Raw genomic sequence first — 11,250 nt, forward strand, 5'->3', positions numbered from 1 at the left:
ACGTGGTCCTCGCCACCAAGGCCTCGATGCGAGCCACCGCGAACCCCGGCACCGTCGACCTCGAGCAACACCGCCTGGCCGTTGACGTCGAGATCGGCCCCCAGGCGGTATCGATCGAATCGCCCGAGTTCGCCGCCAGATTGGCTGCCGCCAAGCGCAAGTGAGCTACGGCGCCAGGGCGACGATGCGCTCGGCGCGCCGAAGCACCGGCATGTCGACCATCTGACCGTCGAACTGGAACACGCCGCGCTCGCCGCTCGCCCTGTCGAGAACCTGACGCGCCCAGGCGATCTGGTCTTCAGTGGGGGCATACCCGGCACGGATGACGGCCACCTGCGTGGGATGGATCGCGACCTTGGCGTCGAAGCCGACCGCGACGGCGTCGTCGGTCTCCGCCCGCAGACCGTCGAGATCCCTGATGTCGAGGTACACCGAGTCGAGCGCCAGCCGACCGTACGCCTTGGCGGCCAACAGGCTCTGCGACCGCACGTGCCGGGCGACGTCGCGATAGCTGCCGTCGGGCCAGCGGTTCGAGGTGCCGCCGGTGGCGGCGAACAGATCCTCGGCGCCCCACATGACGGCGAAGGCGTTGTCCACCCGCGCGGTGTCGCTGACCGCCAGGGCCCCCAGCGGAGTTTCGACCAGGACGATCACATCGAGCGGCGCCAGCGCCGCCACCTGCTCGGCGGTCTCGGTCTTGGCCAGCATCACGGTGGTGTACTCGGTGCCCTCGAGCGCCTCGAGGTCGCGCGCGTGATCCGGCGTGGCGACGGGATTGACGCGGACCACTGTTCGCGCCGGGTCGAGCGGAGTGTCCAGAAGCGCCTTGCGCGCGGCCCCTCTGTCCTTGGCCGCAACGCCGTCCTCGAGATCGAGGATGACGACATCGGCGGCCTTGGCGGCTTTGTCGAACCGCTCGGGGCGGTCGGCGGGGCAGAACAGCCAGCCCGGACCGTTGGTTCCCAAAGCCATCAGATCTCGCCCTCAGGTCGCTTGCGCACCATGGTCTTCCGGGACGCGGTGGCCACGACATCACCGTGCTGGTTGCGGCCGGTGTGCGCGAAGGTCACGATGCCCTCCCCGGGCCGGCTCTTGGACTCACGCTTGTCGGTGATCTCGGTTTCGGCGTACAGCGTGTCACCGTGGAACAGCGGCTTGGGGAAGGCCACGTCGCTGAATCCCAGATTGCCCACGATGGTTCCCTGGGTCAGCTGCGCCACCGACAGACCGACCAGCGTGGAGAGCGTGAACATCGAATTGACCAGCCGCTGGTTGAACGGCGGCAGCGCATCGGCGAACGCGGCGTCCAGATGCAGCGCCTGGGTGTTCATGGTCAGCGTGGTGAACAAGACGTTGTCGGCCTCGGTGATGGTCCGTCCGGGACGGTGCTGGTAGAGCACACCGGTCTCGAACTCCTCGAACCACAGCCCCCGCTGGACGACGACCCTCGTGGTCCCGGTCACAGGCCCAGCTCTCTTCCGATCAGCATCAACTGGACTTCGGTTGTGCCCTCGCCGATTTCGAGGATCTTGCTGTCGCGGTAGTGCCGGGCCACCGGATACTCGTTCATGAATCCGTAGCCGCCGAAGATCTGGGTGGCGTCGCGCGCGTTGTCCATCGCCGCCTCGCTGGCGACCAGCTTGGCGATCGCCGCCTGCTTCTTGAACGGCTTGCCCGACAGCATCAGTGCGGCCGCGTCGTAGTACGCCGCACGGGCGACGTGTGCCCTGGTCTCCATCCGGGCGATCTTGAACGCGATCGCCTGATTGGTCCCGATCTTGCGGCCGAAAGCCTCCCGCTCCTTGGCGTACTTGACGCTCTCGTCCACGCAGCCCTGCGCCGCGCCGACCGACAGAGCGGCGATGGCGATCCGCCCTTCGTCGAGGATCCGCAGGAAGTTCGCGTACCCGCGACCGCGCTCGCCCAGCAGGTTCTCCTGCGGCACCCGCACATCGTCGAAGCTCAGCGGGTGGGTGTCCGAGGCGTTCCAGCCGACCTTGTTGTAAGCAGGTTCGGCCGTGAAGCCCTCGATCGGCACCGGCACCAGGATCGACGAGATCTCCTTGCGCCCGTCGTTCTCACCGGTGACCGCGGTGACGGTCACCAGCTTGGTGATGTCAGTGCCCGAGTTGGTGATGAACTGCTTGCTGCCATTAATGATCCAGTTCGACCCATCCGTTTTTGCGGTGGTCTTGGTGGCTCCGGCGTCGCTGCCGCCACCGGCCTCGGTCAACCCGAACGCGCCGAGCGCCTTGCCACTGGCCAACAGCGGCAACCATTCCTGCTTCTGCTCATCGTTTCCGAAGCGGTACACCGGCATGGCGCCCAGCGACACCCCCGCCTCCAGCGTGATCGCGACGCTCTGGTCGACCTTGCCGAGTTCCTCGAGCGCCAGGCAGAGCGCGAAGTAGTCGCCACCCATTCCGCCGTACTCCTCGGGGAACGGCAGACCGAACAGCCCCATATCGGCCATTCCCGCGACCACCTCGTAGGGGAACGAGTGTTCTTCGTCGTGTTTGGCCGCCACCGGTGCGACCACGCTCTGCGCGAAGTCCCGCACGGTTTTCGCCAGCTGCTGGTAGTGATCGGGCAGCGTCCCGGTCGCGAGAAAATCTGTCATTGTCGTGGCTCCTCGATCGCCGTTATCCGGGCCAGTACCTGACCCACCTTCACCTGGTCGCCCGCGCTGACGATCAGTTCCACCACACCGTCGACCGGTGCGGCCAGCGTGTGCTCCATCTTCATCGCCTCGACGGTGACCACCACCGTTCCGGCCTCGACGCGGTCGCCGTCCGAGACCCCGACGGCTACCACCGCCCCGGGCATGGGGCTGGTCAGTTCGGCGTCGCCGCTGTGTTCGTCGTCGGGACGCACGGGTGCTTCGCGCACCTCCTCGACCATCGCGACCCGGCCGGCCTGTGCCAGCCACACCTGTCCGCCCGAGGCTGCCACCAGGTACTCGGTACGCAACCCATCGACGGTGACCGCCATCCGGTCGTCGTCCAGAGTCACTCGCAGCGTGCGAGTTTCGCCGTTCTCGACGGTGGCGGTCGCCTCCTGGGGCGAACCGCTCAGCCACACGTGATCGGTCCGATCCCCCGCATGGAGCCGGAACGACGTCGGCGCCTGCCCGGCGATACGCCAACCCGATGGCACGTCCCACGGGCCGGCAGGTGCTGCCGGCCAGGACTGAAGCCATCGGTACGCCGCGGCGGCGATCAGCTCGTCATCACCGATCGGCAGCGGTGCAAAATCCGGTGTCCGGCGATCGAGCAGCCCGGTGTCCAGACGCCCGGCCGCGACGTCGGGATCGGCCAGCAGGAATCGCAGGAACTCGATGTTGGTGGTGAGCCCGAGCACCGCGGTGTCAGCCAGTGCTGCGTCGAGTTCCCGCAATGCCGTCGGCCGGTCACCGGCGTGCGCGATCACCTTGGCGAGCATCGGGTCGTAGTCACTGCCCACCACGGTGCCGCGGGTCAGCCCGGAATCGATCCGGATCCCCGGCCGGCGCGGCTCCCGCAGTGCGATGACGTCACCGCCGGTCGGCAGGAAGCCGGTGGCGGGATCCTCGGCGTACACCCTGGCCTCGATGGCGTGGCCGTCCATGCGGACGTCGTCCTGGGCGAACGGCAGCTTCTTCCCCGCCGCGATCCGCACCTGTAGTTCGACCAGGTCCAGGCCGGTGACCATCTCGGTGACCGGATGTTCCACCTGCAGACGGGTGTTCATCTCCATGAAGAAGAACTCGTCGGGCCGGTCGGCGGAGACGATGAACTCGACGGTGCCGGCGCCGGTGTAGTCGACGCTGCGCGCGGTGTCACACGCGGCGGCACCGATGCGGGCTCGGGTGGCGGCGTCGAGCAGCGGTGAGGGCGCCTCCTCGATCACCTTCTGGTGACGGCGCTGCAGGCTGCACTCGCGTTCGCCGAGGTGCACCACGGTGCCATGGGTGTCGGCGAGCACCTGAACCTCGATGTGGCGGGGGTTGAGCACGAACCGCTCGAGAAACAAGGTGTCGTCGCCGAACGCCGACGCCGCCTCACGTCGCGCCGAGACCAGGGCCGCTGGAAGCTCGTCGGCGGCGTGCACCACCCGCATGCCCTTGCCGCCACCACCGGCCGACGGTTTCACCAGCACCGGGTATCCGACGTCGGCGGCACCACCGAGCAGATCGTCGTCGGTCAGACCCGGACGCGAGATACCCGGGACGACGGGGACCCCGAACGCCGACACCGCCGCCTTGGCCGAGATCTTGTCGCCCATCGTCTGGATCGCCGCCACCGGAGGTCCGATGAACACCACACCCGCCCGTTCCAGGGCTTCGGCGAATTGCGCGTTCTCCGAGAGGAATCCATAACCGGGATGCACGGCCTGCGCTCCGGTGCGATCGATCGCCGTCAGCAGTGCATCGATCGACAGATAGCTCTGCCGGGCCGGCGCCGGACCGATCCGGACGGCGACATCGGCTTCCGCCACGTGCCGCGCCCCGGCGTCGGCGTCGCTGAACACGGCCACCGAGCGGATTCCCATGGCCCGCAACGAGCGGATGACCCGCACCGCGATCTCCCCGCGGTTGGCGACCAGAACGGTGTCGAAAAGCTGTGAAGTCATCTGGTCACATCCTGAAGACGCCGTAGGACACGGGTTCGAGCGGCGCCTGCCCGACAACCGAGAGTGCCAGCCCGACAACTGTTCTGGTGTCCGCAGGGTCGATGACCCCGTCGTCCCAGAGTCGCGCCGTCGAATAGTAGGGATTGCCCTGATCCTCGTACTGCGAACGAATCGGCGCCTTGAACGCCTCTTCCTCCTCCGCGGTCATCTCGCCGCGGACGGTGGCCAGCACCGAGGCGGCCTGCTCACCGCCCATCACCGAGATCCGCGCGTTGGGCCACATCCACAGGAAGCGTGGCGAGTAGGCGCGTCCGCACATCGAGTAGTTGCCCGCGCCGTAGGAGCCACCGATGACGACGGTCAGCTTCGGAACGCGGGCGCAGGCCACCGCGGTGACCATCTTGGCCCCGTGTTTGGCGATGCCGCCCGCCTCGTAGTCCCGCCCGACCATGAAGCCGGAGATGTTCTGCAGGAACAGCAGCGGGATGACACGCTTGTCGCACAGCTCGATGAAGTGGGCGCCCTTGACCGCCGACTCGCCGAACAGGACTCCGTTGTTGGCGATGATGCCGACCGGATGGCCGTGGATGCGCGCGAACCCCGTCACCAGTGTGGTGCCGTAGTCGGCTTTGAACTCGGCGAATTCGCCACCGTCGACGACGCGGCTGATCACCTCGTGCACGTCGTAGGCGACCTTGGAGTCCACGGGGACGATGTCGTAGAGCTCGTCCTGATCGGCGATCGGATCGACCGTCGGCGCCACGTCCCACGGCGGCGGCATCCGCGGCGCCAACGTTCCCACGATCCTGCGCACGATCTGCAAGGCGTCACGATCGTCGTGGGCAAGATGGTCGGTGACCCCGGAGACCTTCGAATGCAGGTCGCCTCCACCGAGTTCCTCGGCGGTGACCACCTCGCCGGTCGCGGCTTTCACCAGCGGCGGCCCGCCGAGGAAGATGGTGCCCTGATTGCGCACGATGATGGCCTCGTCGCTCATCGCCGGCACATAGGCCCCGCCCGCAGTGCACGAGCCGAGCACGGCCGCGATCTGGGCAATTCCCTTGGCACTCATGGTCGCCTGGTTGTAGAAGATGCGACCGAAGTGCTCCCGGTCGGGGAAGACCTCGTCTTGGCGGGGCAGGAACGCGCCGCCGGAGTCCACGAGATAGAGGCAGGGCAGCTGATTCTGTGCCGCGATCTCCTGTGCCCGTAGGTGCTTCTTGACGGTGATCGGGTAGTACGTCCCGCCTTTGACCGTCGCATCATTGGCCACGATCATGCACTCTCGGCCCGATACCCTGCCGATGCCCGCGATCATCCCGGCACCCGGGCACTCGTCGTCGTACATGCCGTCGGCCGCCAGCGCAGCCAACTCCAGGAAGGGGCTGCCGGGGTCGAGCAAGCCGTCGACCCGATCACGGGGCAGCAGCTTGCCTCTGCTCACATGTCGTTCGCGGGAGCGTTCGGAACCACCGAGAGCCGCGGTGGCGAGCTTGGTGCGCAGTTGTTCGACCAGCGCCACATGATCGTCACGGTGTGATGCCCGCGCTGCCATCGCAGAGTCCGCCTCACGCTTGATTTGAGTTAATGGTGACTAACTAGTGGTATGTTAATCACGATTAACTCTCGGTGTCCACCATCGGCAGGAGGTTGCGTTTGTGACCGCACAGAGCCTGCCGCCGCCGGCCCCCCAGGTGTCGCGGCGCAGCAAGGCCAAGTCCGACCGGCGCGACCAGCTGCTCAACGCCGCAGAGCGGCTGATGGCCGAGCACGGCTACCTAGCGGTGCGCCTCGAGGACATCGGCGCGGCGGCCGGAGTGAGCGGACCGGCGATCTACCGCCATTTCCCCAACAAGGAAGCACTTCTGGTCGAGCTGCTGGTCGGGATCAGCACGAGGCTGCTGGCCGGTGCGACCGACGTGGTCGGCAGGGCCGAAGATGCCGAATCGGCACTCGAGGGTTTGATCGACTTCCACCTGGACTTCGCTCTCGGCGAGTCGGATCTGATCCGCATCCAGGACCGCGACCTGGGCAATCTGCCGCCCGCGGGCAAGCGCCAGGTCCGCCGCAAACAGCGGCAGTATGTCGAGGTCTGGGTCGAGGTGCTGCGTCGGCGCGATCCCGACGTGACCGAGACGGATGCCCGTCTGATGGCTCATGCCACGTTCGGCCTGCTGAACTCCACGTCGCACAGCGTGAAACCAGGTATCACAAAAGCGGCCGAGGCCAGCTCGCGAACCGTCTTGAGAGCGATGACGGTCGCCGGGCTGACCTCGGCCGAACGACGGGGCGAATAACCGCTAGTACCAGGCTTTCCGGCCGCCGACCGGGCGGCCGACGGATCCGAGGATCCAGAAGACGGCTCCGATGACCAGCAGTACCACGCCGATGTAGGTGAGTATCGACATTCCAAAGATGAGTCCCAGGATGAGTAGGACGGCGCCCAAGACGATCATGGTCACTCCTTGTTCTTCGAGATGAGCAGTCAGAGGATTACTGACTGGGTTGCGGGATCTCGCAATCCGTGACTTCCGGATTCACGCCCGCATAGTTCAACGGACCCGCGACGACCGTTAGCGCAATGCTTCCCGCGGTGGCGCAATTCGCTTCGCCTCCGGTGAAGTAGTCCCGCTGGTAGGCGGCGAAAACGCCGATCAACAGCCAGACGAGCACTATGACCCCGAGTATTCCCCGCATGCCATGCCTCCTCCGTATACACACCTCACTGGTGCGCAGCAGAGTTTTACCCCGCAGACAATTTCGTAAACCTTTGCGGGCGTGTCAGGTCGCGAACGCGTCGGTGAGCCAGGCGGTCATGGCCTTCAACAGGACCGCGCGGTTCTCCCGCTTGTCGATCTCGTGCCCGTCATCGTCGAACAACAACAACTCCGCCCGCCGCCCGAGTGCGGTGAGCGCGTCGTACATCTGCTCGGACTCACTCGGAGGCACATTCGTGTCGTTGAGTCCGTGTACCAACAGAAGCGGCGCGGACACCGCCTGCGCGCGCGGGAGGGCCGACAATTGCTCCAGCAGGTCGCGATCGCTGATCGGATGACCGTACTTGGGATACGCCGCCGCAGCGATCCACTGCTCGGTGTTGCGGTACCAGGTGTTCAGATCGCTCATACCGCAGATACTGATTCCCGCGGCGAACTCGTCCGGGTGAAACGCCAGCGCCGCTTGGGTCAGGTAGCCACCGTAGGACCATCCGCAGCAGGCCACCCGCCCCGCCGGTGCGTGCCCGTTGTCGACGAGGAACTGCACACAGTCGGCGACGTCGTCGATCGCGGCGAAGCGCCGCTCGCGGTCGTCGGCGTGCATGAACGTGCGGCCGAACCCGCCTGACCCGCGCACATTCGGCAGGAACACACAGATGCCGGCTTCCAGCAGCGCCGGGAAGAACTCGTTGTAACCGGGCCTGCCCTGACCTTCCGGTCCGCCGTGGAGGAACAGCATCGCGCCGATCGTCTCTACGTCGGCCGGCGGCTGGAAAAGCCAACCCGTGAAGGCCAATCCGTCACGCGCAGTGAGGGTCTCGAGGGTGGGGTCGGCCGAGAGCGGACCTCTGCTGAACTCCCGGTCCACCGGCTCCCACTCGCGGGTCCGCGGGTCGACCAACTCGACCGTGGGCGGCGTCGACGGTCCCTCGACCGTCATGGCCAACATCGATCCGCCCGCGCTGATGCTCAGTTCGCTGGCGACCATACCCGGGAGCGGGATCGGGTCGTGCAAGGTGTTGTCCGCGTACTCCAGGATCTGTAACTCGCTGGCGCCGTGGATGTTCCACAGGATCGCCACCGTCGAGAGGTCATCGCTGACGGTGAACTCGTCCAGCTCACAACCGGGCCGTTCGGCCAGCACGTGGTAGGAGACGCCGTCAGCGGTCGACGTCACCTCGAGAAGACGGGCATGCTCGGCACCGTTCTCACTGCGCACGAGTGCCCGGACGTAACCTTCGGTGCTGTTGACGCCGTATTCCTTGGCCGGCTGATAGAGATTGAGGATCTCGCCCTCCGGACCGGAACGCAGCCGGCGCGGGCTGTGGTCGTCGAGGATGATGCCGGTGTCGGTGGTCGAACCGGGATCGTAGGGCAGCAGCGCGATTTCGGTGAGTCCACGCAGCATGATCAGATCGCGGTAACCCCGGGGGCCGACACGCACCAGAGACGCTCCGGCCCAGGCGTCCACCAATCGGCCGCCGGAGCGGCGGTCCAGCACCGTCGTCGTTCCCCCGGACGGGTCGATCAGGCAGGAACTACCCACACCGTCCTCGCCGGTCAGGATCGCCGCCACCAGCGTGCCGTCCCAGCCGATCAACTCGGCGGTACCTTCCACCTCGGTGGGCCAATGATCGATTCTGCGGGCGTCCCTATCATCGGGATCGGTTGTCACCAACCAGATCTGACTGCGGGTCCCGCCCTCGGGCGCCACCTGACATGCCAACCAGTACCCGTCGGCCGAATGCAGTACGCGGGTCACCGGGCCCTCCACCGGGAGTTCGACGTCACGCGACGAGCTCGCCCGCCATCCGCGCAGGAACCTCTGCACCGCGCGCGGATATCCGCCGTCGTCGACCAGATGGGCGAACGCGGTGGCATCCGGCGACATCGAAGCGCCGTAAACCCTGCGAACCTGCTGTGCCACGATCCTTGATTCTGCATGGTCCGCGCCCGCGGCGGGGTCCGGGCCGGGGATCGGCGCACTGAGCGGTTGCACAGGTACCCTGCAGCCATGAGGTGGGCATGACTGATCGCGGACGCGGGACGAACCCGGGCGAGCGCGGACGTGACGAGCAGTGGAGCTCCCGCGCAGGTGAGGAGCCGACGCAGCAGTTCGGCTACGGCTACTCGGGCTACTCCGATCCGGCGTATGCCAGCCAGGCCCCTTACGGCCCGCCTTATCAGGCGCCGCCGCCGCGTCCCACCGAACAGCTGCCTGCGTATTCGCCGTACGGATACGACCCATCGGCGACCGGGCAGTACGGGCCGCCCCATCCCCCGGGGCACGGTGGCGAGCCACCGCAGCCCGACGGCCCGAAATCCCCCCGCTGGCTCTGGGTCGTCGCCGCGGTCGCTGTCCTGACCGTCATCGGCCTGATCATCGCACTGGTGATCGTCAACAGCTCCCGGCAGGAGACAGTGGTCGCGCCGCTCCCCTCGCTGCCCGAGCCGAGCTTCTCCACGCCCACCACGACATCGCGCGCACCGACCACGACATCACGGACCCCGTCGACACCTGTGCTGCCCGTACCGACGTTGCCGACCGTGCCGACCCGCACACCACCCACCGTCGAAGGCGCCACCGACACCGTCGTGTACACCGTCGACGGCGACGGTCGTGCGATCAACATCACATATGTCGACACCGGCGGTCTGCTGCAGACCGAGTTCAACGTGATGCTGCCCTGGAGCAAGGAGGTCGCGCTGCCTCAACCCGCCGAGGGGTCCGCCAGCATCAGCATCATCAACGTCGGCCGGGAGGTGGCCTGCTCGATCACCGTGAACGGCGTTGCGGTGGAACAGCGCACCGGCGCCGGGCTGACCATCTGCGCCACGACCGGCTAGCCCCGGAGGCGGGTGTGTGGCGCCCGCACCCCGAGCATCGCCACCAGTCCCAGTGCCAGGACCAGAACCAGACCGGCCATGCCGGCGCGGTCGCTGTCGAAGATGTCGATGAACAGTGAGAAGAGCCACGGCGCAAGGAACGTCGCCGCGCGCCCCGCGGTCGTGTAGAGACCGAACGCCATGCCTTCCTTGCCGTAGGCGGCCATCCGCATCATCAGCGTGCGCGCCGACGACAGGATCGGACCGATGAACAGGCACAGCATCAGCCCCAGGATCCAGAACGCCACCACCCCCGAGACCAGCATCAGGGTGATGCCGACGACGACCATCGACGTCAACGAGACGACGATGACGCGTTTGGCGCCGAACCAGTCATCCGCGTGACCGCCGAGGACGGCGCCAAGGGATGCGACCACACAGGCCGCGACACCGAACAGCAGCACGTCGGCCTCGGACACGCCGTAGACGCTGACCCCCAGGATCGCCCCGAACGTGAAGATCCCGGCCAACCCGTCCCGGAACACCGCGCTGGCGCCCAGGTAGTAGACGACGTTGCGGTCGATGCGCCATTGCTCGCGGATCTCGCTCCACAGGCGGCGGTAGGCGCCGAGGAAGCTGACTCGGTCCTGCGGTTCTTCCGCATCGGCAGCGGGGGCCGAGATGAGCAGCGGAAGCGCGAAGAGCGCGAACCACGCCGCGATCAAGAGCATGGCCGCACGGACGTTCTGGCCGTCGGCGACAGGCAGATTCAGCAGACCGCGGGTATCACCGCTGCCGGAGATGAAGCCCAGGTACACCACGAGCAGCGCCAGGACACTGCCGAAATAGCCGAGCGCGTATCCCATTCCCGATATCCGGCCGGAGGTCTCCGGCGTCGACAGTGAGCGGAGCATGGCGTTGTAGGGCACCGTGGCCAGCTCACTGCACGCCGCGGTGCAGGCGAGCAGGACCAGCCCGGGCCACAGGTAGGTGTGGTCGTCACGGATCAGGCTCATCGATGCCGTCAGCAGCACCACCATCCCGGTCAGCACGGCGAGCGCGCGGCGCCGGCGCGCGGGGGCGTCCACCCAGATGC

The 11,250-nt window shown here is 67.0% G+C and carries 11 protein-coding genes and 1 pseudogene; 3 read left to right on the plus strand and 9 right to left on the minus strand.

The window, feature by feature from the left end:
* Positions 1 to 164: pseudogene (locus tag WA965_RS17990) on the plus strand (enoyl-CoA hydratase); the annotation flags it as partial.
* 1 nt (position 165) lies between these two features.
* On the opposite strand, the gene WA965_RS17995 reads toward WA965_RS17990, so the two are convergent.
* From WA965_RS17995 to WA965_RS18015, 5 genes are read right to left on the minus strand one after another with little or no spacing between them, the layout of a single operon-like run.
* A complete protein-coding gene (locus tag WA965_RS17995; protein WP_526299422.1) occupies positions 166 to 972 on the minus strand; it encodes an HpcH/HpaI aldolase/citrate lyase family protein in 807 nt (268 codons plus the stop codon).
* A complete protein-coding gene (locus WA965_RS18000) occupies positions 972 to 1,463 on the minus strand; it encodes a MaoC family dehydratase (protein ID WP_526299424.1) in 492 nt (163 codons plus the stop codon). Before WA965_RS18000 ends, WA965_RS17995 begins: the two co-directional genes overlap by 1 nt.
* Positions 1,460 to 2,620 (minus strand): acyl-CoA dehydrogenase family protein, encoded by a 1,161-nt coding sequence (locus WA965_RS18005; RefSeq protein ID WP_526299425.1) that lies wholly within the window; start codon positions 2,618 to 2,620, stop codon positions 1,460 to 1,462. Before WA965_RS18005 ends, WA965_RS18000 begins: the two co-directional genes overlap by 4 nt.
* On the minus strand, positions 2,617 to 4,611 hold the full coding sequence (locus tag WA965_RS18010) for an acetyl/propionyl/methylcrotonyl-CoA carboxylase subunit alpha (RefSeq protein WP_526299427.1): 1,995 nt from the start codon (positions 4,609 to 4,611) through the stop codon (positions 2,617 to 2,619). Before WA965_RS18010 ends, WA965_RS18005 begins: the two co-directional genes overlap by 4 nt.
* Before the next feature lie 4 nt (positions 4,612 to 4,615).
* Positions 4,616 to 6,166: a carboxyl transferase domain-containing protein gene (locus tag WA965_RS18015; RefSeq protein WP_526299429.1), complete on the minus strand. Its 1,551-nt coding sequence runs from the start codon at positions 6,164 to 6,166 to the stop codon at positions 4,616 to 4,618.
* A 103-nt stretch (positions 6,167 to 6,269) separates the two neighbouring features.
* Between WA965_RS18015 and WA965_RS18020 the strand changes: the two genes are divergently transcribed.
* Positions 6,270 to 6,908 carry an SACE_7040 family transcriptional regulator gene (locus WA965_RS18020; RefSeq protein WP_526299431.1) on the plus strand — a complete coding sequence of 213 codons (639 nt, stop codon included), beginning with the start codon at positions 6,270 to 6,272 and terminating at the stop codon, positions 6,906 to 6,908.
* A 3-nt stretch (positions 6,909 to 6,911) separates the two neighbouring features.
* Here WA965_RS18020 and WA965_RS18025 read toward each other — a convergent pair whose 3' ends face one another.
* The 3 genes from WA965_RS18025 to WA965_RS18035 all read right to left on the minus strand — a co-directional run bounded on the left by WA965_RS18025 (position 6,912) and on the right by WA965_RS18035 (position 9,219).
* Complete coding sequence (locus tag WA965_RS18025; protein ID WP_526299433.1) at positions 6,912 to 7,067, minus strand: hypothetical protein; 156 nt, start codon at positions 7,065 to 7,067, stop codon at positions 6,912 to 6,914.
* A gap of 37 nt (positions 7,068 to 7,104) precedes the next feature.
* A complete protein-coding gene (locus WA965_RS18030) occupies positions 7,105 to 7,308 on the minus strand; it encodes a hypothetical protein (RefSeq protein ID WP_526299435.1) in 204 nt (67 codons plus the stop codon).
* Positions 7,309 to 7,392: 84 nt separating this feature from the next.
* Positions 7,393 to 9,219, minus strand: coding sequence for an alpha/beta hydrolase family protein (locus WA965_RS18035; protein ID WP_526299441.1), 1,827 nt, complete (start codon positions 9,217 to 9,219; stop codon positions 7,393 to 7,395).
* 134 nt (positions 9,220 to 9,353) lie between these two features.
* Between WA965_RS18035 and WA965_RS18040 the strand changes: the two genes are divergently transcribed.
* A complete protein-coding gene (locus WA965_RS18040; RefSeq protein WP_526299437.1) occupies positions 9,354 to 10,175 on the plus strand; it encodes an MmpS family transport accessory protein in 822 nt (273 codons plus the stop codon).
* On the opposite strand, the gene WA965_RS18045 is transcribed toward WA965_RS18040, so the two are convergent.
* The coding region (locus WA965_RS18045; protein WP_526447888.1) for an MFS transporter at positions 10,172 to 11,250 on the minus strand (1,079 nt) is incomplete at its 5' end. The genes WA965_RS18040 and WA965_RS18045 overlap by 4 nt on opposite strands.

It is taken from the genome of Mycobacterium sp., assembly GCF_049683935.1.
Taxonomy (GTDB): Bacteria; Actinomycetota; Actinomycetes; order Mycobacteriales; family Mycobacteriaceae; genus Mycobacterium.

Excerpts from the sequence above, each read along its gene's own strand:
- WA965_RS18005 (WP_526299425.1), bottom strand. The coding sequence starts at position 2,620 with ATGACAGATTTTCTCGCGACCGGGACGCTGCCCGATCACTACCAGCAG.
- WA965_RS18015 (WP_526299429.1), bottom strand. The coding sequence starts at position 6,166 with ATGGCAGCGCGGGCATCACACCGTGACGATCATGTGGCGCTGGTCGAA.
- WA965_RS18030 (WP_526299435.1), bottom strand. The coding sequence starts at position 7,308 with ATGCGGGGAATACTCGGGGTCATAGTGCTCGTCTGGCTGTTGATCGGC.
- WA965_RS18040 (WP_526299437.1), top strand. The coding sequence starts at position 9,354 with ATGACTGATCGCGGACGCGGGACGAACCCGGGCGAGCGCGGACGTGAC.
- WA965_RS18025 (WP_526299433.1), bottom strand. The coding sequence starts at position 7,067 with ATGATCGTCTTGGGCGCCGTCCTACTCATCCTGGGACTCATCTTTGGA.
- WA965_RS18010 (WP_526299427.1), bottom strand. The coding sequence starts at position 4,611 with ATGACTTCACAGCTTTTCGACACCGTTCTGGTCGCCAACCGCGGGGAG.
- WA965_RS17995 (WP_526299422.1), bottom strand. The coding sequence starts at position 972 with ATGGCTTTGGGAACCAACGGTCCGGGCTGGCTGTTCTGCCCCGCCGAC.
- WA965_RS18035 (WP_526299441.1), bottom strand. The coding sequence starts at position 9,219 with ATGTCGCCGGATGCCACCGCGTTCGCCCATCTGGTCGACGACGGCGGA.